At 32.4% G+C, this 22,666-nt stretch carries 17 protein-coding genes; 12 read left to right on the top strand and 5 right to left on the bottom strand.

Annotated elements, in window-relative coordinates:
* Positions 1 to 56 precede the first annotated feature (56 nt).
* Positions 57 to 1,667: a S8 family serine peptidase gene (locus AAGU22_RS13850; protein ID WP_458719696.1), complete on the top strand. Its 1,611-nt coding sequence runs from the start codon at positions 57 to 59 to the stop codon at positions 1,665 to 1,667.
* Positions 1,634 to 2,206 carry a hypothetical protein gene (locus AAGU22_RS13855; protein WP_458719697.1) on the top strand — a complete coding sequence of 191 codons (573 nt, stop codon included), beginning with the start codon at positions 1,634 to 1,636 and terminating at the stop codon, positions 2,204 to 2,206. Before AAGU22_RS13850 ends, AAGU22_RS13855 begins: the two co-directional genes overlap by 34 nt.
* Positions 2,207 to 2,851: 645 nt before the next feature.
* Here AAGU22_RS13855 and AAGU22_RS13860 read toward each other — a convergent pair.
* Together AAGU22_RS13860 and AAGU22_RS13865 are read right to left on the bottom strand one after the other, a co-directional pair.
* Positions 2,852 to 3,061 carry a nuclear transport factor 2 family protein gene (locus AAGU22_RS13860; protein ID WP_458719698.1) on the bottom strand — a complete coding sequence of 70 codons (210 nt, stop codon included), beginning with the start codon at positions 3,059 to 3,061 and terminating at the stop codon, positions 2,852 to 2,854.
* Between the two features lie 630 nt (positions 3,062 to 3,691).
* Complete coding sequence (locus AAGU22_RS13865; protein WP_458719699.1) at positions 3,692 to 4,558, bottom strand: tetratricopeptide repeat protein; 867 nt, start codon at positions 4,556 to 4,558, stop codon at positions 3,692 to 3,694.
* A 949-nt stretch (positions 4,559 to 5,507) separates the two neighbouring features.
* Between AAGU22_RS13865 and AAGU22_RS13870 the strand changes: the two genes are divergently transcribed.
* Positions 5,508 to 6,992 carry a tetratricopeptide repeat protein gene (locus AAGU22_RS13870; RefSeq protein WP_458719700.1) on the top strand — a complete coding sequence of 495 codons (1,485 nt, stop codon included), beginning with the start codon at positions 5,508 to 5,510 and terminating at the stop codon, positions 6,990 to 6,992.
* Between the two features lie 588 nt (positions 6,993 to 7,580).
* Entirely contained in the window at positions 7,581 to 8,723 is a 1,143-nt protein-coding gene (locus tag AAGU22_RS13875) for a hypothetical protein (protein WP_458719701.1), read from the top strand.
* Between the two features lie 4 nt (positions 8,724 to 8,727).
* Here the strand turns inward: AAGU22_RS13875 and wecB are convergent, their stop codons facing one another.
* The gene (gene wecB / locus AAGU22_RS13880) at positions 8,728 to 9,933 is read right to left on the bottom strand and encodes a non-hydrolyzing UDP-N-acetylglucosamine 2-epimerase (protein WP_458719702.1); all 1,206 of its coding nucleotides are present in this window, start codon (positions 9,931 to 9,933) and stop codon (positions 8,728 to 8,730) included.
* Between the two features lie 569 nt (positions 9,934 to 10,502).
* Between wecB and AAGU22_RS13885 the strand changes: the two genes are divergently transcribed.
* The 5 genes from AAGU22_RS13885 to AAGU22_RS13905 all read left to right on the top strand — a co-directional run bounded on the left by AAGU22_RS13885 (position 10,503) and on the right by AAGU22_RS13905 (position 14,784).
* Positions 10,503 to 11,804 (top strand): glycosyltransferase family 2 protein, encoded by a 1,302-nt coding sequence (locus AAGU22_RS13885; protein ID WP_458719703.1) that lies wholly within the window; start codon positions 10,503 to 10,505, stop codon positions 11,802 to 11,804.
* Positions 11,805 to 12,169: 365 nt separating this feature from the next.
* Complete coding sequence (locus AAGU22_RS13890; protein WP_458719704.1) at positions 12,170 to 12,397, top strand: hypothetical protein; 228 nt, start codon at positions 12,170 to 12,172, stop codon at positions 12,395 to 12,397.
* Positions 12,398 to 13,193: 796 nt separating this feature from the next.
* Positions 13,194 to 13,415, top strand: a complete 222-nt coding sequence (locus AAGU22_RS13895) for a zinc-ribbon domain-containing protein (RefSeq protein ID WP_458719705.1) — start codon at positions 13,194 to 13,196, stop codon at positions 13,413 to 13,415.
* 564 nt (positions 13,416 to 13,979) lie between these two features.
* Positions 13,980 to 14,201: a hypothetical protein gene (locus AAGU22_RS13900; protein WP_458719706.1), complete on the top strand. Its 222-nt coding sequence runs from the start codon at positions 13,980 to 13,982 to the stop codon at positions 14,199 to 14,201.
* 64 nt (positions 14,202 to 14,265) lie between these two features.
* The gene (locus AAGU22_RS13905) at positions 14,266 to 14,784 is read left to right on the top strand and encodes a hypothetical protein (protein WP_458719707.1); all 519 of its coding nucleotides are present in this window, start codon (positions 14,266 to 14,268) and stop codon (positions 14,782 to 14,784) included.
* Between the two features lie 705 nt (positions 14,785 to 15,489).
* Here AAGU22_RS13905 and AAGU22_RS13910 read toward each other — a convergent pair.
* A complete protein-coding gene (locus AAGU22_RS13910; protein WP_458719708.1) occupies positions 15,490 to 15,861 on the bottom strand; it encodes a hypothetical protein in 372 nt (123 codons plus the stop codon).
* 1,076 nt (positions 15,862 to 16,937) lie between these two features.
* Between AAGU22_RS13910 and AAGU22_RS13915 the strand changes: the two genes are divergently transcribed.
* A complete protein-coding gene (locus AAGU22_RS13915; protein WP_458719709.1) occupies positions 16,938 to 18,722 on the top strand; it encodes a sensor histidine kinase in 1,785 nt (594 codons plus the stop codon).
* A 453-nt stretch (positions 18,723 to 19,175) separates the two neighbouring features.
* Positions 19,176 to 20,174 carry a hypothetical protein gene (locus tag AAGU22_RS13920; protein WP_458719710.1) on the top strand — a complete coding sequence of 333 codons (999 nt, stop codon included), beginning with the start codon at positions 19,176 to 19,178 and terminating at the stop codon, positions 20,172 to 20,174.
* Positions 20,175 to 20,308: 134 nt separating this feature from the next.
* Here AAGU22_RS13920 and AAGU22_RS13925 read toward each other — a convergent pair whose 3' ends face one another.
* Positions 20,309 to 21,286: a hypothetical protein gene (locus AAGU22_RS13925; protein ID WP_458719711.1), complete on the bottom strand. Its 978-nt coding sequence runs from the start codon at positions 21,284 to 21,286 to the stop codon at positions 20,309 to 20,311.
* A 197-nt stretch (positions 21,287 to 21,483) separates the two neighbouring features.
* On the opposite strand from AAGU22_RS13925, the gene AAGU22_RS13930 reads away from it, so the two are divergent.
* Positions 21,484 to 22,482, top strand: coding sequence for a hypothetical protein (locus AAGU22_RS13930; RefSeq protein WP_458719712.1), 999 nt, complete (start codon positions 21,484 to 21,486; stop codon positions 22,480 to 22,482).
* Positions 22,483 to 22,666 lie beyond the last annotated feature (184 nt).

Consider the following 22,666-nt stretch of genomic DNA (forward strand, 5'->3'; position numbering starts at 1 on the left):
CCAGAAGTTTTAACAATCTCAGGAAAAAGGGTAATTATTGATAAATCAAGTTGCTGTTGTCATTTAGAAATCCAATTTCATTGGAGAAAATAGAAGGACTATTAACAGAAACCAATTTTGAGTTAGAGAAAAGTTATCAGAGGAAGACAAAAAATGACCAAAGAGAATCTAAGCCTGAAACCATTAACGATACTAGAAAACGGTTTTGGATTCATGCGCTTAGCGATGTAACAGTTAGTGAAGACGGTCTTGAAGTCATAAGAGATCTGTTTAGTAACGATTTGGCTTGGATAGGTCCGGTATATCATTTACCAGAGAAATTCGATCTAAGAGATTTATTTTCTCCATTACCGGATGTCCTTCTTATAAAATTTGTTGCAAAAACGGATGATCAAAATAACGAATTTTTGCATTTAATTGGTGATTACCACTTGCAAGAGGTGCCTGAAAAATCCAAATATCTAAACGGGTACCGTTACTTTAAGATAACGAATCCTGAAAATAATAATGCTTACCAGATCAGAGATGAAATAGTAAATAATTCACAAATTACTTTAGATGTAAAATTTGTAAATATGCCTCTAATTGTTCCGACGGCTTTGGAACCAAATGATCCCGATTTTCAGAATCAATGGAACATGATACGGATTAGAGCTGGAGGAAAGGGAACAACAGCCTGGAATATATCAACAGGCAATAATACTGTCGTTATATGTATTTTAGATTCAGGGTGCGATCTAACCCATCCTGATCTGCAAAGTCGATATTCTATGCCGGGAATAAATTTGGATACTATGCTACCTGATGGGTCACCCACAGGTCCTATAGATGAAGCTCATGGGACGTGTTGCGCAGGCGTAGTAGCTGCAGTTTTCAACAATAACCAAGGAGTGGCCGGCTTAGCAGGAGAATGTCAGATAATGCCTCTTGCATTTGAGAATTGGACTGATGATGAAGTTGCAGTCGGGATAAACTTCGCAGCAGATAACGGAACTGACGTAATCAGTATGAGCTTTGGAAATGATTCTTGGGATACAACCATAATTGATCCAGCCATACAGAATGCGTTTAACAAAAACGTTGTGATGTGTGTTGCAACGCATAATTTCAATAGTGCAATTACATATCCAGCAACAAATCAATTGGTAATGGCTTGTGGAGCGTCCGATCAGAATGATAATCGCAAAACACCGCTTAGCCCTGATATGGAGAATTGGGGATCCAATTTTGGTCCTGAGATGTCAGTGGTTGCGCCGGGAGTTCTTATTCCGACAACTGACAGACAAGGGTCTGATGGATATGAATCAGGTGACTATAAGAGTGACTTCAATGGGACATCATCTGCAACACCACAAGCAGCAGGACTTGCAGCGTTAATTAGAAGTATATTTCCCACTCTTACAAATGTTCAAATACGTGATCGTATCGAAAAAAATACTGATAAAGTCGGAGCAGTAACTTATACAAACACACCCGGTCATCCAAACGGAACTTGGGATCAAGAAATGGGTTATGGTCGAATTAATGTCCTAAAAGCCTTAATCAATTTGGAAGATCTATGGATTGCGTGGAAAGGCTCTGGTAATGATAACCTGAATGTTATGAACACAATGAACAAAATAAAAAAATTGTGTTGGATGAAACAAGTGATACATCTCCTGCATTGATTGCATTTAACAGTAGTTTCTGGATTGCGTGGAAAGGCTCTGGTAATGATAACCTGAATGTTATGGATGTGTTTAATCCAAGTAGCAAAATCATTCTAAATGAAACAAGTGATACTGGACCATCGTTAACACGAAACGCAGATCTCTTAATGATTGGGTGGAAAGGCTCTGGTAATGATAACCTGAATGTTATGCACGTATTTGACCCAAACAGTAAAATCATTCTAAATGAAACAAGTGATACTGGACCAGCAATCATGCGATTAAACAGTAGTTTCTGGATTGCGTGGAAAGGCTCTGGTAATGATAACCTGAATGTTATGGATATCTTCGTTCCGAGCAGTAAAGTGGTACTCGATGATACAAGTTCTCATGGGCCTTCTCTGACCACATTCAGCAACAGATTGATGATTGGGTGGAAAGGCTCTGGTAATGATAACCTGAATGTTATGGATTCTAGTAATTCCACTAGCAAAGTTATACTAAACGATACTAGCGACACAGCCCCTTCAATAGCTCACTTCGATCCAATACCTTAAACCTTCTGATATGGATAAAATGATATCTGACATGATACCTGGTATTGCACTATCAAGAGAAAGCAATGATACACATGGGGACGATCTGGATACAGAAATTGATACTGACACAGATAGCATTATACAAAACAAAGAATAACTACACATTCAAAGTAAATTCTTATTCTTACAATGTTATATTCACAGAACAATAGATAAAGGGATCAGTAACAAAAGAGCTGAACATGGCATTGAAAGAGTAAATTAAGAAATGTGAAGAACAGGACTAATTAATTCATAAAATATTCAAAACTAATCTGGATGCGTGGGGATTAAGTTCCTAGTGGTAGTGGGGTTCTACACTGATATTTATTTTCTGCATTTCGACATAAAGCACAGACCCGGTGTGCTTTGAATCCATAAGATAACGGAGAGCTCAAGAATAATTTCTTATTTGCATCAAACTTTAGAGAACAAAGGTGAAAAATCTGCATACAATCTTACCGAAGTTAGTAAACCCTCTTCATTTCTATCCGTACATGCCACTGCATTTATAGGGATTTCTTTTCCATCTTCTAATACAAAATGATTTATTATCTCGGATGAAAAGGAAGAATCCGTCACATAGATATTTAATAGATCATGAGTGTCTTCTTTATATAAAGTTCAAAGTGAAGCAAGATGTGTTATAATTTGATCTTTTCCGCTTACAGGCGGATCATTATTTATTTGCATAGTGCAGTCATCAGATAAATAATCTTTATAAGATTCAATATCCCTCTCATCTATAGCATTCAAGTATCCTAAATACCATTGAAATGTTTTTTCTGATAGTTGATTGATTCTAAGTTTATCATTTCTTATTTTTGTGGCCATTTCAAAGTCAAGCCACTATAAAAAATAATAATATTTATGGGTTATTTTGTTTTTATTAATTTTTTAATGGATATATTATAAAAAATCTTCAATATTTGTCAGTAGTTATTATTTTTATATAAGTAGTAATGATTCAGAAAAAGAAAGAGAAGGAACGTATTGGAATTGCCAACATCCCAGCAAAGAATATTATTATCAATTAGGATCCCAAACTCTATGATTATCACTGTTACTTATGTAAAAATCTGCAGTTTTAGAATTGAGATCTGTGCAACGGGAAACGAATAGGGTTCAATAACATTTAACGGGAAATGAATTCTTTGATAGAACTGTATACATTAGCGCCTAATCTTTATGAATTTGGTATGATGTATAGTAACAGTCTGGGTGCGTGGGAATACGATTCAAAGTTGAATAGAATCTTAACCCATACAACATTTTAATTAGATGAATCCACAGTTTTCTTTCACAGACTCTGCATTTTTTTAACTAATTAGCGATTTCCTATTTACTGCTTGGAAAACCCACGGTCGAGGTTCGGTGCAAAGAGTCACAGATCTGTATCTAGTTTGAGATTGTATTTAGGAATTTAAAGGTGTTCTTGATATTGCCCTTGTATTAACTGCTGATTTATTCCTCTTCTCCACCACTGTCGTCACCACCTTCACTTCCAACGCTACTATCATCATTATTATTCTGTCCACCTCCATTAATGCCACCATCATCAGTTTCATCATCATTAGAATTTCCTAAATTATCCAAAGTATTACCTTTAGTCACAAGGATGTCTTGATCATTGGGATCTATCGCTAAAGCTCTGTCAAAGTATTCGATTGCCCCAGTAGAATTTCCTAAATTATCCAAAGCATAACCTTTACCAGCTAAGGCATCCAAATTATTAGGATCTATCGCTAAAGCTCTGTCAAAGTATTCTATTGCCCCAGTAGAATTTCCTAAATTATCCAAAGTATTACCTTTAGTCACAAGGATGTCTTGATCATTGGGATCTATCGCTAAAGCTCTGTCAAAGTATTCGATTGCCCCAGTAGAATTTCCTAAATTATCCAAAGTATTACCTTTACCAGCTAGGGCATCCAAATTATTAGGATCTATCGCTAAAGCTCTGTCAAAGTATTCGATTGCCCCAGTAGAATTTCCTAAATTATCCAAAGCATAACCTTTAGTCACAAGGATGTCTTGATCATTGGGATCTATCGCTAAAGCTCTGTCAAAGTATTCTATTGCCCCAGTAGAATTTCCTAAATTATCCAAAGCATAACCTTTACCAGCTAAGGCATCCAAATTATTAGGATCTATCGCTAAAGCTCTGTCAAAGTATTCTATTGCCCCAGTAGAATTTCCTAAATTATCCAAAGTATTACCTTTAGTCACAAGGATAGAAGTGTCTTGTGAATCCATCTGCGCTATTGCAGCAGGAATTACATCATATTTTCCGGTAGCTAAAAAAATTAACACAAATAAAACAGATATGTTCAATAAAAATTTAAGATTATCCATATAGATTACAAAATTTTTCATCAGACTTGATAATCTTTAATTAATATAAAAAGTTATACTTTTTCATCTAATCTTTAATAGGACAACTGCAAAGCAGAACGTAGACTATTTTCAAACGAAACCATGTTTTCATTACTCAGCGGGCCGTGGGGATACGATTCTTGGTTGAATAGAATCCTGACAATAATAACCTTAAAATTACAAAGTATTTCGAATATATCGAAGTCTTCTTTAGGTAATTGATCAGTATCCTCTAGTTCCTTGGTTGCTTTCGATGTAATTGTTTGTTAGAATTTTCTTGGTTTCATTAAATACGTACAGAAACTTATTATTTAATCAGAATTTGATGAGACTTGAAATATTTGGAATAATAACTAATTTGTTCTAATCACACTATAATTGATTGACGCAAATATTTCCATGTTTCGATCCTTTGGTTATTAGAGTAGATTTGTTGTTGTTTAATACAGAATATATTTTCTTATCATTTATCAATCTATGTGCTAACATATGAGTACAGCTATAGTAAGATTTATCAGATCTTCCTTCTTCATTTGTTGCAAAACACCAGTTTCGGATTGTCCTCCTTTCTTTAAGTTTAGATTTATTGTAATTTTCTACATGACTTTAATCAAGAAGTAATTCACCAAGTGATTCTAATAAATGGAAAAGTTGCTAAGATTAACGATTGATAGGAAGTATACAAGATATTTTTTTGAATGCATTAAATCGTGCATTATTAGCTAATAAAAATAGTTATAAACTAAAAGAATTAACTTATTTATTCAATCGTAAACTAATGTTATTATATATTTTTTTATTGACTAAATACTTATTGAATAGAATAAGTAAATCTTTAACGCTTGATATTAATATAATAAACTCTTCTTGTCATCGTAATATATTGCATCAAAAACCTATATTGGCTATGTTTATCTTAATTCTATCTATGATGATTATTACGTCTGAACATACAAGGATCCCAACACTATCTATAGAATACCAGATAGCACAGGGTCAACCAAGTCAGGAAGCACCACAAGTATATGATCCAGAGATAAAAATTGCTTCACCTGAATATGGAGCGTATAATAGCGCCAATACAAACTTTGGTGGAACTGAGGATGAAGTATCAGTGCAAAGTATTTTAGATTATCAAAAACTGATAGATAAGAAGATAGTTTGGGCATATTTTTCCAATAACTGGATCGATGAAATCAGATTTCCCGAAGAGTCTGTAAAAATAATAGATAACTTGGAGATCGTCCCGTTTATTAGAATGATGCCCCGTACTACTTTCGTAGAAGGAATTGCAGATCCTGTTTTTACTTTACAAAGTATTATTGATGGAAAATTCGACAAGGAGTTAACCCAATGGGCTTTAGACGCTAAGAGAACCAATATTCCACTAATGGTCGAATTTGGTACAGAGGCTAATGGAGATTGGTTTCCTTGGAGTGGGATTTTAAATGGAGGTGATGAGACAGATAATTATGGAGATCCTGAGGTACCAGACGGACCAGAAAGGTTTCGAGATGCGTACAAGCACATTATTGACTTGTTTAATAATCAAGATGTAAATAACATAACATGGGTTTTTCATATGGTGCCACCAGAAGATGCAGGGAATATAGATCCTAGTGAAACATGGAATAGCATAAAAAATTATTATCCAGGAGATGATTATATTGATTGGATAGGGACAAGTATTTATGGTTCTATTAAACCAGGGGAGGAATGGAAGTCTTTTACAGATGTTCTCAACAATATTTACACAGAACTTTCATCATTATCAAGTGATAAACCTATCGCAATCCTGGAATTAGGTGTAATTAATGATCCACAGAGTGGTGATAAGAGTGAATGGATTCAAAGTGCTCTGCAAACCATAGAAAGTGAAAGTTATCCTAGAATTAAAGCTATAAGTTATTGGAACGAAAAATGGGAAGACAGTGATGTAATTGACTTGACAGTGAATTCGTCTAGAGAGGTTGCTGATACTTTTAGAAATATAATTTCTTCATCCTTTTTTTTGACAGACGCTCAATATCAATTTGATGGAGAGAATCAATCAAATTACGTGGATGCCTTAGCTGGTAAAGGTTATGCGTTGGATAATTCTGGGAATTATTCAGGAGCTGTAGAGTACTTTGACCATGCTTTGGACATAGAACCCAATAATGTGGATGCCTTAGCTGGTAAAGGTTATGCTTTGGATAATTCTGGGAATTATTCAGGAGCTGTAGAGTACTTTGACCATGCTTTGGACATAGAACCCAATAATGTGGATGCCTTAGCTGGTAAAGGTTATGCTTTGGATAATTCTGGGAATTATTCAGGAGCTGTAGAGTACTTTGACCATGCTTTGGACATAGAACCCAATAATGTGGATGCCTTAATTTGGAAACGCTGAATTTTTGTTTGTTAGTATCCAGAAAGAAAATTGTTATAATCACACATTTTTTGTCATGATTTGTATGAGTAAGATTATTTAATTCTAAATGAATATCATTGGATGTTCGCTCATTAATAATTTTTTTTATTTAATCATTTCACTTTTTTCTTTAGCTTTTCAAGTATGAATTTATTATACTTGGTAAAGAGTCTTTCGACCTAAAAACTCAGTGATCGAAAATGTCACTTAAGACATTAAATAATCCTTTGATTCTAAAACCCCCAAAGTGACATAGCGGATAAGAATTAATTCGATATATGAAAAATTTGAAAAATCCATAACAGTTACAGGACCTTAAACATATTATTCAGTAGGCCAGAGGAGATGAGATATGTTTACATGTTTGGTAGTCAAAATTTTATACCTTGGAATAGGGTGTAGTCACTAAAGCTATTGATTAAATTAAATAAAAATCGTGCCTCCATATAGAAGTTCTGAGATATAACTAAAAAAATCAATTAAACTAAAAGAAAAGTGAATACTGTTATAATTGTGATATATTTTGCATATTATATTCTTAAATGAAACAAACACCGAATCTTAATAGTGAATCAGCCCGAAATCATTGATAATAACATTAATTGGTTGTTGTTTTCTGATATTCGTATAAAAGAAGGAGAAGACCAGGGAGCACTATCTGGCTGGAAGGATTTGACCGACTCTTCTTTACCTTTTATTTATAGCGAAATAGTAGGTTATGCAATAACATGCTATTCATGGATTTTTTTAAAAAAGAATAATAAACTAGCTTTAACTGCGGCAGAAGAAAGTTTTCAATGGATAAGTAAGAACATACAAAATAATTTGTTAACTGCTGGAAAGATAAACAATAGTAGTGGCTTCAATTTAAAGGGAGACCTTCAAAATCAAATTTATTCCTTTGATAATGGCATAATTATAGCAGGATTACTTAACTTGTACAAAATAAATCATGATTCGGAAATTTTGAATCTAGCTTTAAGAATTGCAGATGGATTAATAGAAAAGTTTTGGAAAGGCGACCGAATGTTAGCGTTACTAGATGCTTCATTTAATCAAACAGATTATGGAAAAGGAAAGTGGTCTACCATTTCAGGCCCTTATCATACAAAAATAGCTTTTGGATTTATTAAACTGTTCAAGGCTACGGGCAATTCTATTTATCGAGATATTTCGTGTTCACTATGTGACTTTGGTTTAAGAATGCAGGATAAAGAGGGTCGTTTTATAACCAATACAGGTAACGATCTTACTTATTTACATCCTCATCTATATTCTTGTGAAGGTCTACTTTATTCAGGAATAGAATTGATGGACAATAATTATTTTAAAGCTTCTTTAAAAGGATTGGAATGGGCCATCAAGTTGATGTATACAAATAATGGTTTGTTGCCTAGGTCTACGAAAGAGAATATCGAGCAATCAGACTGTATTGCACAATTATTGCGTTTATTGATCATATGCAGATCAAAGTTGAATACAAATAGAAAGTTGGATATAGACAACATTATCGAAAATCTCAGGAATACTCTTCTTAACCTATATATTCAAAGTGGTAGAGAGATGGGTGGGTTTAGATATCAAAGATCCTTTAATCAAATATGTACATGGTGTACAATGTTTTCATTACAGGCATTTGAATTTTACAACAGCATGATAGATAAGGATGATGATAAATTAGCAATGGATTTAATGGAATATTATATTTAAATATTTAGGAAGGACTCATTTGTCCTATTTGATCCATTCTTCTCGGCATTACCCTTTCATGTAAAGGAATGAGCTCTCCTTTTTTAAGAACTTCGATTATTTTTTCGGCGGAATATCCATTACCGTATGGGCAATCGGTAGGCTTTGACTGAAATACTGGTAAAGAATTCAAAATATTATTAATTGCATTTTTCATTGCAACGTATTCGACATTACATAGTACTGTATGTCCCGATAGTATTGATTCATATCTTTCTGTAGATTTTCTTAAAACCAATGCTTTTTTGTTTATTTGAGGTGCTGTTATTTCTTCTTGGATTCCGCCCGAGTCAGTGATAACAAACTGACAGTTTTTCATCAGACTTACAAAATCAAGGTATCCTACTGGATCAATAATTTTCAAATTCTTTCCCGTGAACTTGCCCAGGTCGAATTCTTTTAACTTTTGCAAGGTATGTGGATGTACAGGAAAAATACAATTAAAGTCAAATTCAGACAATACTTCTAAAACTGTTTTGAGATTGTGAGCATTATTCACATTTTCTTCCCTGTGCAAAGTCAAAAATACATAATTTTCTGAACCCATTACAATCTCTTCATATTTACTTAACTTGTCCTGTTCATTATTGTCGAATTTTTCCATACTCGATTCTAAGCAAAGTCTAATTGCATCAATAACTGTGTTTCCCACTAAATATATTTGCCCCTGTACCTTCTCTTTTTCGAGAACAAGTACGGCTTCTTTAGTAGGTGCAAATAGCATATCAGAAATGTGATCAGTGACCCTTCTATTGTATTCCTCTTGCATCTTCCAGTCATAACTTCTTAATCCTGCCTCGATATGAATAATTGGAATTCTTAATTTTGAAGCTGTTAATGCAGTCGCTATAACACTATTGGTGTCACCTACGATTATAACTGAAGACGGCTGGGATAATTTAAGGATCTTTCCAGTTTCGGTGATGAGCATGGAGAATTGAGAGATAGCATCGTCAGGATAATTTAAATCAATAAAAAAATCAGGACTTCTCACTTTAAATTCCTTGATGAAATTCATAAAAAGATTAAAACTATAATGTTGGCCAGTGAATATGAAAGTGTATTGTATTTTTTGCTCATCGAAAAGTTTCATTATGGGATAGAGTTTAATAATCTCAGGTCTGGTCCCTGCTACAAGTGCAACTTTGTGACATTTATCTCCAATTTCCATCTTTAACTGAAATTATAATTCGAACAAACTATATATAATTTAGTATTTGCGTTTTAACTATTTGACTGAGAATATAAATATCGAGTACGACTTAAATTGTTCAATATCCATCCTTTATATAAAATAATGTTCTAATATAAGTGATGAATTATTTCGTAAATGTATCGGGATTAAAAGTATTATACCATTTATGCCACTTAATGTTTACTCATTTTATCAAAAATAAATTTAGTATATTTTCTTGTATAGGATCAATGTATTTTGTAAGGTATTTGTATTTCTTAACCAAAGGTTACCCGTCAGATAAATTAAGAATTCGCAAAAGCTCGAGCAAAAACCTATGCATCACCTCAGGGGTGGAGACCAATAGTTCAGAAACCTTGATCAGTAAATCAAGCTTTATACCTTACAAATTATCAAACTTTTAGGTTGATAATTGCAAATGTATATTAATTCACTCAACTTCTTGTAGAAGAATACAATTGAGCGTTCCTGCTATAATTATTTTTTTGTATATACTAGTATCTTTTACTGTTTTTATTTTTTCTAGTTTGATTTTATTGTATTTAATGGGTAGCTTATTGAGATCGGGTAAACTAAAAGTAGAAAACGTCACCGATAATATATATGAATTGAAGAACTTTGATTATCCTGTAGTATCTATTTTGCTTCCTGTTTATAGAGAAGAAATTTCCTTGCCTTTTCTTTTAAAATCCATATCTGAGCTACACTATCCAAAAAATAAGTTGGATATACATTTATTGATGGAACCTGATGATGATTTTACCATTAAATCCGTTAAATCCATTCCATACAATAATATACGAAATGGGAAAATAGAATTCGCAAATAACATGCCCATTAAGCTGCATATATGGGATAATACTGTTGTTAAAATAAATTATATTTATTTGGATCCAGCGAATTCAAGATCAAAACCAAAATCACTCAATATTGGTTTGGTTTCAACAACAGGACGGTATCTAATTGTATACGATGCAGAAGATAGACCTCAGCCAGACCAGCTTTTAAGAATGGTAATTTATATGGAAAGACACCCTGAGGCTGATTGTCTGCAGGCAAAGCTAGGTTATTATAATACATGGCAATCTTTGCTAACGAAACTGTTCGCCCTTGAATATTTGAATCATTTCACAGTTCTCTTACCTTTAATTTATCACAATGGTTTAGTTGTATTATTAGGGGGCACAAGTAATTTCTTTAGAACCATCGCACTGAAGAGACTTGACGGCTGGGATGAGAAGAATGTTACTGAAGACGCAGACTTAGGTGTTCGCCTCGCACGCACTAAACTAATAACATTACCATTTAATACTACGACATGGGAGGAAGCTCCACCTAAGCTCTATCCATGGCTTAGACAAAGGGTACGATGGAACAAGGGATTTATGTACACGGCTAAGACCCATTTTAGAGAACCACTATCCTTGATAAAAGATATTGGATTAGGAAGTACTATCTTTTTATTTTATCAATTAACTGGACCAATAATTAACATGGTATCCCTGCTGGGATGGATAATCTTTTCAATAGTCTTAGCAAATTTTTTAGGAATTCCGTTATATCCTATTTCTGAGTGGATCTCAGAGGCATATAATTTCAACCCTTTTCTCTTTTATTCTGCAATATTTACTTTCGTAATTGGAGTTGCATTTGTTGAAATAGTCAGCGCTCTTAGTCTAAAAAGGAACAATTATGCAAAAAGAAAATATTTACTTGTTCCGCTTATGCCATTGTATAATATTTTGTTGAGCGTGGCTGGATTTGTCGCCATTATAGAATTTATATTTAAACCCCAGGTATGGCATAAGACTTATCATGGATTTTCGATGGAAAATAATAAGATATAGTTAGATAGCTTTTGTAGTTAATAATTTGTCTCTTAATGAAAGTAATAGTTACTACCTCAACTTTCTTGTTTCATGTTTATACATTTATTTCAAAGATTAATACAAGCAGCTTGAACGACTTTCCTAAACAAGATGCTCCGAGGCTAACCTGCTTCTCTGATATTCGTATCATACAGGTTGTTCATATTATCTTTGTATTAGAGACAGCACGTTTTTGGAATCTATTGGACATCAGATACAAAATTTATAAAATATAGAGCATAAGATTATAACTTTTATTAAATTCATTGAAATAATTTGAAGAGTTAAAGTTTATAGTAATAGTTAAAGATTTTTTTAAATAGAATATTATTATATAAAAATTAATGTTATCTAAAATAATAATTGCAGCAGTTATCTTCAGTGCCCTACTATCTGTAGCAATTGCTCCTCTGGTCACCAACCAAGCCTCGGCGAGAATCAGTGAAGGTTGTGAGAAAAATGGTAACGTTAAAGAAGGATCTTGTCATGGAAATACTGACAAAAATGGAAAGGATTCAGTGTGTATAAATCCAAATAAAAAACAAGTTTCAGATAACGCCTGCCAAAAATAAACCCTTTTTTTGAATTATTTGGAGTATTCTACTAGCACCCTTGTAATACATTATTATTATATCATGACTTGATGACAGTTTACCCTCATTCTAACTGTTAAGGAACTATAACAAATTTATCGAATAGTTTACTCAGATAGTGAGATTGAGAGTTCTACTTAATCTTTGACTAATTGTAATTTTAAATTTTAGGTATGATTGTATTTATGAAAAATTATACAAAGACAATTATCTTTGGTTATCAATAATGGAGTTCCGGCTCTACTCATTCCTGTTAAGAGTTTTTCAGCACTAAAGTTTTCTCGCTTATAACTCTTTTTTTAACACTTAGATTCGACAGAGAAGAGTTTGACTTTTCGATCATTGTACTATCATACTCATTTAAGTATAAAACCCTGGCGAACATTGATAGTCACATTTTGAATAAAATCTGCTGAAATATCCATTTAGAAATATGGAGCTTACCTTATGGAACGATAACATTTTCAAATTAATAATATGCATATCCACTTCAAGCATCTGACAAATGATGTTATGCTATCCTCATACAGCAAGTTTTACTTAAATCCTATTAATTAGCTTCTCCTTATCTGCAATCGTTTCAAATCATCTTGCAGTCATCTTTATGATTATTTTTCATCTTGATTGTTTGAATCTGTAAAGATGACCTGATATTTATAAAACAAATTGGCATCAATACCAGAATACGAAAATTTAAGAAATTGTCACTATTTCTTGCTATTAATCAAATATGCTTAAATATTCATAATAATTGAAAAATCAATGTCATACATATATGGTATATTGTAGAAATTGTGGTAGAGAGCTACCAACTGAAAATGCGAAGTTTTGTTCAAATTGTGGAAACATAACAAGTCCTAACAGTAATGTAGATACTACTACTAATTATGTTTCTGAGAAAAAGGGATCCAGTAAGAAAAAAATTATCGGCATTGTACTTGGTATTATAGTTGCATTTTTTGTAATCATTGCTATAGCGGGAGCTTCTGTACCATAAGGTACGCTGCACAAAACTGATCCTGAAAAACCTGCTAAGTCTTCCATTTGAATTGACTACGTCGTATAACAAACGCCTTACATTATCGCTTTTAGTAGCGGTAATATTGATATGGTCAAAATTGAAAAGCGCTTTCGCTTTCTATAAAGATTGAAGAACTATCTCTTAATCGTATGACATTGTCAAAGATTTCGGTGAGCCATTTCTAGAAGAAAAATTTATTAGAACTAATTTCTTTTAAAAAGTATAAAAAAAATCAAAAATTAAGTAGTATCGACATTGGAGGCATTATCACACTAAGCATTTCTTCTGTACTTTTTTTAATCGTAATTACCAATTTTGAAGAAGGTCCTACTGCTTCTTCATTTCATTTAACAGACTTTCAAATCATTTTACTTTCAATTAGTTTAGTATCAATATTGTTATTCATTAATTTTGAACGCCAATATAAAAATACTAAATCCAATATATCCAATTCTAATCACCCAATAGTTGATTTTGCTATTTTGCATAGTCATCAAGCTATTTTGCTGTCAATTGTATGTCAATCATGACAGGTTTTTAATGTATACTATAATACATATAATTCCTATTCTTTCTAAAAGTCCCACGCCGTTGGGATTTGGTAACAATGCTATAGAAACCTCTTATATAATGTTACCAATACCAATGTCTTCAGTCGTAGGAGCTACTGTTATTGGATTTTTTGTATCTAAAATAGGTGATCCAAAATCAATAATCATAGGTGCAATAGTTATTACAAGCGGGTTTTTTAGGCATTACTAATTTTTACTTAAGCGAACAATATGTTTCAGTATCTATTTTTGTTGTTTCAATAGGATATGTGTTAATGCATATTTCGGCTATAAATCTAATTATGCTATGTGTTCCAAAAAAAATGATTGGTGCATCTGTCAGTGTTGCAATATATTTGAAATATATCGGTGCTGCCGCAAGCCCTGCCATATGCGGAATATATATGGGGATCCATCTCTCATCGGTATTTACTAATAGTAACATTAATCCTAACGGGATACTACAATTATTTCCTTCTTCTGAATCATATCAGTTTGTATTTCTATATTGCACCACTATAGTTATTATTATTATTTTTATTGCTATTATAGCCAATAAATTATCACCAAAATGTCAAAATTATTCTAGCGAAGAACGAGGTGAGATTGGTAATATTGCCAATAAATTCATTAATGAAATACAAAGATGGGAAGGTATAGAAATTAAACCTCATGCATTTGGAGGATTTCAATTTAAAATAGATGGAATTGATATAGGTCATATACATGGAGATAAGATTGTTGATCTCCCCCCTCTCTTCACATATCCAACTAAAGATTTCTTTATTAAATGAAAAAAATAACAGTAATATCAAATCATCTGATTATCATATTTATCCTGGATCAAAATGACTCATATTTCTTGGTATTAATGGATTTCAAATTTCAATATGACTATATTAGAGTCCGTACACACTAATTACAATAATATATGAATATGGCTGGGCATATTTATGATTTAAAAACGTTGTTGTTGAGAGGTTTTGTTTCTGCCAGATTGGAACCATAAAGGTTTAAGTTTATTTTTTGATTACAATTCCGTCAAAAGAATATTGACCTTGTAATTTTTCAGGTACAACGTTTAATATAATCCAAGATTAGTTGACGTTAACGTATCCAAAAAGGCGCAAATCCCGTTAAGTCATAATATCATTATCACGGAAAAGATCATTGAGTTTGGACGCGTGGGGATAAGGTCCTTGTGGTAGCAGGGTTCCATTACTGCTTCAAAGACATCTCATTTCCAGGATGTTCTTATGATAAATCAGCTAACTCTTAATTCTGGTCTAGTTAGTCCCATAATTTGATCCATAATTTATGATTCACAACCTAGGAAGACAATGATTTGTATGGTGTTTGCAGCACCATCCGATGTTTCTATGAGGGAAAATTAGTAATCTGACTGACCAAATTAAAATGGTTTTTAGTAACTATCATAAAAATTAGTGTTGAAATCTAAAAGATTCGGAAACTATTTCTAATTTGATTATATCTTCTTACTATGGTTTACATGGACCTCCATACGGATTACAAAGACTAAAGGGATCACCGGTATTAGGAAGGTTATTCTGAGCACCTTGCGATCCAGTGTTACCCTGATTATCTTGTTGTTTTCCGGAACTCAAGTTTAGTGGTTGTTGTTGTTGTTGTTTTAGCGACTCTTGTATAGATGGATTCTGAAGATTGTCAGATTGAACTATTGTCTCTGGTGGTGTTAATTCCAATTGAATTACACCTTGACTAGTTTGTTGTGTATCATTACCATCATCAGAAGTGGCCTGAACGCTTGGTATAGCAAAACCTGATGAGTTGCCTACTACAACGATAATTAATAAAGAAATAACAACTATTGTTATTTTGACCTTTCTCATGAAGTATCCAAAGAATCCATGTATTTAAAGCCGACTACTAAGAGAGAAGATTTGGGAGTAAAATCTACCTTGTTGATACTTTTCTCTTTTCTATCTGTTTTAATTCTCAGACAAGTATATTTGGGGTATTATTTCCTAAAATTATCTTCATTAATGGAAAAACAAAACCAGAATCCATTTTAATGACAAATTTGCTTCACAAACCTCTGGCCCCATATTAATATTCTCGCTTTAATACTTTATATTTTATTTGTTGGTAGTCCCTTTTAGGGTTTCAATAACAATGTGAATTAAAATCATTGGGTGAAAAAGAATTAAAGGAATAGAAGAGGACTAAAAAGAGAGTTTATTGAAACAATTCAAGATCCGAAAGAAATTCTAGATGTAATTCGTAAAATAATTTCTTAGTTTACAGAAGAAATACAATTAATAATTTCAAATAAAAAACATATCAACTATTTGAATCGGACTATGTATAATTGTGCTTAATTTTGATAAATCATATACGATATCTAGTAACAGTCTGGGCGCGTGGGGATACGATTTAAGGTTGAATCCAACCCTCACTCAATAAATCAAACAATTGATCACTATAGGAGACAATAACAAATAATAAATTATGAATTCAGTCTAAAACAGATCGATGGAGATATGAAATGGGAATTTTATGAGAATATCTATTCTTAATAGTAGTGAATTGAGATCGCAAGTATGAATGATTCTATTTATCATTTTTTATTAGCCTTTAGATAGTTGAGGAGGTCATGATAGGAGGGAGGAGTGCTCATATCGGTATTCTAAAAGGATCTCATATTTATTCATCCAATTTCGATTTAAAGATTATTGCAAATGATCTAATATTATTGATCTCGTGAAATAATAACCGATAGCATGGTTATACAGACAAAATGCTTTTCTCGTATATTAGGTCCAGAAAAGGATGTTAGTAAAAAAATCCAATTCATCCTAGTAAGGACCGTTAGTGCATATTATCTAGAATGCTTATCTAAATTTATTTTCAGAGCCTAACAAAAACGAAATCTTAATAAGATCTATTTTGCATGATTAACCCATAAGTGAGAAAATTCGAGAGAGATGTTAGAGAGTTTACGCAAGTGCTCTATGGACAATCAGAAACACTTGAGATGTCATGTAAAGTAGTTTCAAGAGCCCAAGAAAGAGTTGATATATGCGGAGATTCTACTCTTCCGAGTGTTTCTATAGAGGTCTCACCCTGGCATGAAGAATTGTTAAAACTCAAGGATAGAAATATTGTACACCGTCAGATTACAGAAATCAATAATGATAACATTTTTTATTGTAAGCAGTTAATGGAAATAGCGGATCTCCGACATTTACCCAATGTTAAAGGGAATTTTGGTGTTACTGAATCAGAGTATTGTGGTTCCGCTACAATGGTACAAGCAAATTCACCTAATCAGTTGATCCACTGTACAGTAAAGTCGTTCGTAGAACAGCAACAATCATTTTTTGATATGCTGTGGGATAAGGCCATCCCAGCTGCGACGAGGATAAAGGAGCTTGAATATGGAATTGAACCTGAAATTATAAAGACAATTCAAGAGCCACTTGAAATAAAGGATTTGTTGATTCACTTACTAAATTCTGCACAGAATCAAATTAAAATAATAATACCCACTGAAAACGAATTTAACCGCTGGATTTCTTCAGGATTTTTCACAATTCTCCATGATATATCTCGCAAAAAAAAATTTGATGATGAAAAGAATACTACTAACTCATTTAATCTTCATCGTGACTTTGGGTATCCAGCTCGACCAAAATTTATTAAACTGTTGCTTCCATCAATTTCATACAATCCCCAAGTAGCACACAAGATTGAGGGATATAATGATTTAATGATTCAATGTAAAGAAATTGAAACAACGATAGATGCTAAATCAGTAATAATAATTTTTGACAAATCATACTCAATTGCAATAGAAGTGAAGAACGATAATGCAACAGAGTTTGAATCTGCAATTGGTTTTGCTACTTATAGTAACAGCATTCCAACAGTTTTTTCCTATATTTCCATGTTTGAAAGTTTCTGGAAACAAACAGAATTGGTAGAGAAATTGAAAGAATCAGATGAACTTCAAAAAGATTTTATACGTATTGCAGTTCATGAGTTAAAAAATCCCATTCAGCCTATAGTAACTTTATCGCAGGTATTGCGGTCAAAGTTCACGGACAAAGAAGATTTAGAAGTTCTTAATATAATCGATAGAAATGCAAACAAACTAATTCAGCTTTCCAACGATGTATTAGATGTTACCAGAATTGAGACAAAAACTCTTAGACTTCACAAAGAATCCTTTGATATTGTTGAGGCCATAAAAACTTTCGTTAATGAATATAATCAACAATTGTTGAATAAGAATATCAAATTGACTTTAAGATCAATTGAATTCGACAGATATTTTTTGAATGGATATGATACGGATGAAGAAATATCAAAGATTCAGGCGGGAAGCGAATTTAGAGATCTATTAAGGCATGTAGTTTACGCGGACAAAGATAGAATATTACAGGTTATGTACAATCTATTAAACAATGCGGTTAAATTTACTAACAATGGAGAGATAGATGTATATATTTTAAAGGAGAATCAAAAAAATACTAGTATTATCCATGTTAGGGATTCTGGAATAGGGATAGACGATCAAATAATAGACAAGTTATTTTCAAAATTTGTAACCAAGTCAGAGAGAGGAACCGGTTTGGGATTGTTTATCTGCAAAAATTTGATAGAAGCCCATGGAGGAAGGATTTGGGCAAAGAATAACATTAATCAGACAGGCGCGACTTTTTCATTCACCTTACCTTATGATCCCTGAGGTTTTAATGATGCCATAATATGATGCAACAATCATAACAAGTTCCTGTAATTCTGCTAATAGAATTAAAGAAACTTAGTGGAATAAATTAGTCTGGACCCGTGATGATACGATTCAATGTTGAATACAGTCTAGCACCTTTAAAGGAACGTAAATAAATAATCCATCCTAATGTAGAGAACTGAATTATGTAATGAAGAATGTGATAGACTACAAAAATATCAGATATAAGTCAAACAGAACTTCAATGTAAATAGAAATTAATTGTCACTGAATTTCTATTTCATGGAATACATCTATCGTAATGATACTGGCCTCACAGGAGGCAATCATACGAATCTTATGAGAAATAATTGAACTGGATCACCAATAATATACCATAATTTCTATTCATATTTCTTATCTCAATCTTACTTATTGAGGTGAAATTAATAAAACTTTTTAATAAAATAAATGTCAAGTATATACCAGTTGGATGATTTAACATTTCGACAGTTAAAGGAGTCCAGATACTATCAACCTGAAATTACAGACGTGATTATTGATCATAAAATGATGCTTGATCTGGTTGTGGATGCTGTAGGTGTCACAATGAAGGGCTACGATACGGTAATAGATTCAGTCATGTATAATTTTCTATTAAAATATTTCAAACACGGAATTGACCTCATTGATAAACGCATAAAAGAAACAGGAGTTAAAATGCGAATGATTGTTGACGCAACTAGTGAAAATATTGATTCACTAAATGCGATAAAATTCTACGAAATAAAACATATAGACGGAATAAGAGGGAATTTTGGAATATTTGACAATAAAGCGTACATGGTTTTCATTTTTCATAAAGAAAGTGAACAGCCTGACCAAACATTATGGAGTAATTCTAAAGAACTGGTAGATAAACAGCAAACATTATTTGATAAAATGTGGGACATGGCTATCCCACTTTCTGTAAGGAATAGGGAATTAAGGTATCAACAGTTTCCATCGTATCATGATGATATTACGAATTTGAATGATATCAAAGAAGAAATCAGCAATCTTATACAGCAATGTAGAAAAGAACTACTGATAATTTCATCAGTCAAGTTATTGAATTTAATTCTATTAACATCTGATTTTTTAAGTCTAATTTCAGTTGTATTAAAACGTGGTGTAAATATTAAGATTCTATCTAACACTATTGATACAGATATTGAGAACAAATTTAATTTTGTTAATAGTCTTGAATTAGGTGGCGAAATACGATATGGATATTCAAATCAATTGGATAAAATTAATGAATTAATTTTGATTGGCGATGGCAAAGTAATGCTACGGTCCAAACATGAACCATCAAACGAACCTGTAGCGCATTTGTCTACTGACGAAGCCGATGTACTGGTTCAAGAGATATTATTTGAAAAATCATGGAATGAAGTAAAAAGCCTAGATATATCGAATAGTAACTAGGTTTTTTTAGATAATAACATTTGCAAATCAAAAGTATACAAAGGTAAAAGTCAAGATTGTATTTAATCCAACGACTCATCATATAATAAATGAAAATAGTGGTATCGACTTATTGACCTGATATTAATAGGTGATCAATTTTTTATCATCTCAAGACTTTGGATTTCATTCCAATATTTCTCAAACAACACTTCTTGAACTAAAACTGTATGTTCTTCATTTGAAGATAATGCAAATATTTTCCCATCTTGTTGGTGTTTTGTTTGCAATACTTGTTTTCCATCTGTTAAAACTACCATTTCATTAAAACAACAAAGGCTTTTACCATAGCCATATATTATGGGATTATCTTCATTTTGGAGATTCAATTCTGAAATTTGTCTTGAAAACGTTTCATCGGTTTCATCGGTTAATATTTTAACTGATACTCCTCTCTTCTGAGCAGATTGAATTTTACCAATATTATGCCTATTCATAAATAATTGATTTAAAGACCTTAAGGATGAAAAAATTAGTAGTTCTTTTCTACTTTGTTCTAACGTGTAGTCAAGTTCATCTTTGAATTCATATATGTTACTGATCATTCGCTGATACTTTGGTTGATCATTCCTATCTAACTCCCTTATTCGGACAGAAAGTGGGATGCTAATTTCCCATAATTTTTCAAATAGACTAACTTGTCTCTTTACTAAGTCAGGACTATTACTAAATAATGTTTGATCAGGTAAGTCACTCTTTTGATGGAAGAGATACACCATATACGCCTTCTGATCAGTAATGCCCATATTTCCACGTAAGTTATCCACATGACGGATATTCGGAAACTTTAATGAGTTGACGCGGTCAATATTTTCTTTAGTAGTTTCTACAATTAAGTTCAATTCTATTTCTCCATTTTCTATTTGCTTTTCAACGACTTTAGTTCCATCTTGAAAATATTTCCACGCAGAGTCAAATATTGGAGGATCCCATACGGTTAGGTGGCCCTGTTCAGTTAACGGAAGACCTCTTCTCACAAGTTCATACATCGAATAAGGATCAGAAATTATATCAGTAATTACAGGATTTAGGAAATTAGATTCAATCAATTGATCAACGGTTGACTCATCCACAAAACCATACTATAACGGAACGTGTTAAAAACATCGCGGTAGCAATGACAATTCCTGAGGTTTAAGAATCTTGTAATATTCATATTGAATATATCTGTGAGGATAGGGTTCAAAGTTGAACATAATATCAGTAAAGTGATGACTTATAGGGGTCAAATCTTAAAGACTTAATAAATTTGTGTACCTAAGTTGATCATTTGGGTCAAGATAGTTTTAATTTTGATACTGACGATGCCCACCTAAAAAATACTACTCATATCTTGTATGACCCGGAAATTATACGCAATAAAGGTGTGGAATTTATACAAAACGTGAATGAAAGGATGGATATATGCGTAGACACTAACGCACCTTCGATTATAGTAACCATTCAAGATTATTTTATCAATTATGCGGCACTTACAAAAAGAGGTTGCAAAATCAGATTTCTAACTGAAATAACCAAAGATAACTTGGTATATTGCAAGGAAATAATGAAAGTTGTTGATGAATTCCGTCACTTAGACAATATCAAAGGAGGAATAGCAGTTAGTGAAAAGGAATTCATGTCTACAACACAAATAATTCAAAAACAATTACTTATTCAGTGTATATATAGCAATATACAGCCAGTTGTAGAACAAGGTCAATATATTTTTGATTCATTTTGGAGCCATGCATTTCCTGCAATGGATCGAATTAAAGAATTAGAAAAAGGAGTAAGGCGTGAATTCATTGAGACTATTCGAAATCCCACCGAAATTGAAAAATTGATAAAACAGATGTTTCAATCCTCTATTGATGAGGTATTAATAATACTTTCAAATACTAATGATCTCCATAAACAGAATATTGAATACATTATGAAATTATTAACAGAATTGGTTTCAGTATCAGATAAAATAAGAATTAAATTATTGATGCATCGAAGTCAGCATACTCATGTTATAGTAACAAACTATTTGTCAGATTATCCAAAGATGGAAAAAGTTGAAATTCATTATTTAAAAGATTCATTTAAGACAAATTTGATGTTATTGATTTCAGACAAAATGTTATCTTTAGCGATCGAAATCAAGACCAAGGAACAAGAAAATCTTTATACAAAATCATTAAGGTCAATTGGATTAGCAACATATTCAAATAGTGAACCTACTGTAAGTTCTTTCTTAGCAATTTTTGAAAATTTATGGATACAGTCAGTAAATAGTTCATGATCTACCAAATATTTATCTCTGGTTGAATATATCTGTGGGGATACGGTTCAAGGTTGAATAGAATCCTTTTATCCATCGATATTTTCATATCGTATAAGAAGTAAAACTAGTCGATGGTGAATAATCCGCGATTATTATTTTTGGTCCTGATCTTTTCTTTACTTATCTATTACATCCGTGGGGA

The sequence above is a fragment of the Candidatus Nitrosocosmicus sp. R genome, assembly GCF_054408505.1.

What these genes read in the sequence shown, in the direction of transcription:
- AAGU22_RS13900 (WP_458719706.1), top strand. Translation starts at nt 13,980, where the DNA reads ATGTATACTATAATACATATAATTCCTATTCTTTCTAAAAGTCCCACG.
- AAGU22_RS13860 (WP_458719698.1), bottom strand. Translation starts at nt 3,061, where the DNA reads ATGGCCACAAAAATAAGAAATGATAAACTTAGAATCAATCAACTATCA.
- AAGU22_RS13885 (WP_458719703.1), top strand. Translation starts at nt 10,503, where the DNA reads ATGGGTAGCTTATTGAGATCGGGTAAACTAAAAGTAGAAAACGTCACC.
- AAGU22_RS13910 (WP_458719708.1), bottom strand. Translation starts at nt 15,861, where the DNA reads ATGAGAAAGGTCAAAATAACAATAGTTGTTATTTCTTTATTAATTATC.
- AAGU22_RS13890 (WP_458719704.1), top strand. Translation starts at nt 12,170, where the DNA reads ATGTTATCTAAAATAATAATTGCAGCAGTTATCTTCAGTGCCCTACTA.
- AAGU22_RS13895 (WP_458719705.1), top strand. Translation starts at nt 13,194, where the DNA reads ATGGTATATTGTAGAAATTGTGGTAGAGAGCTACCAACTGAAAATGCG.
- AAGU22_RS13870 (WP_458719700.1), top strand. Translation starts at nt 5,508, where the DNA reads ATGTTTATCTTAATTCTATCTATGATGATTATTACGTCTGAACATACA.
- AAGU22_RS13920 (WP_458719710.1), top strand. Translation starts at nt 19,176, where the DNA reads ATGTCAAGTATATACCAGTTGGATGATTTAACATTTCGACAGTTAAAG.
- AAGU22_RS13905 (WP_458719707.1), top strand. Translation starts at nt 14,266, where the DNA reads ATGCATATTTCGGCTATAAATCTAATTATGCTATGTGTTCCAAAAAAA.
- wecB (WP_458719702.1), bottom strand. Translation starts at nt 9,933, where the DNA reads ATGGAAATTGGAGATAAATGTCACAAAGTTGCACTTGTAGCAGGGACC.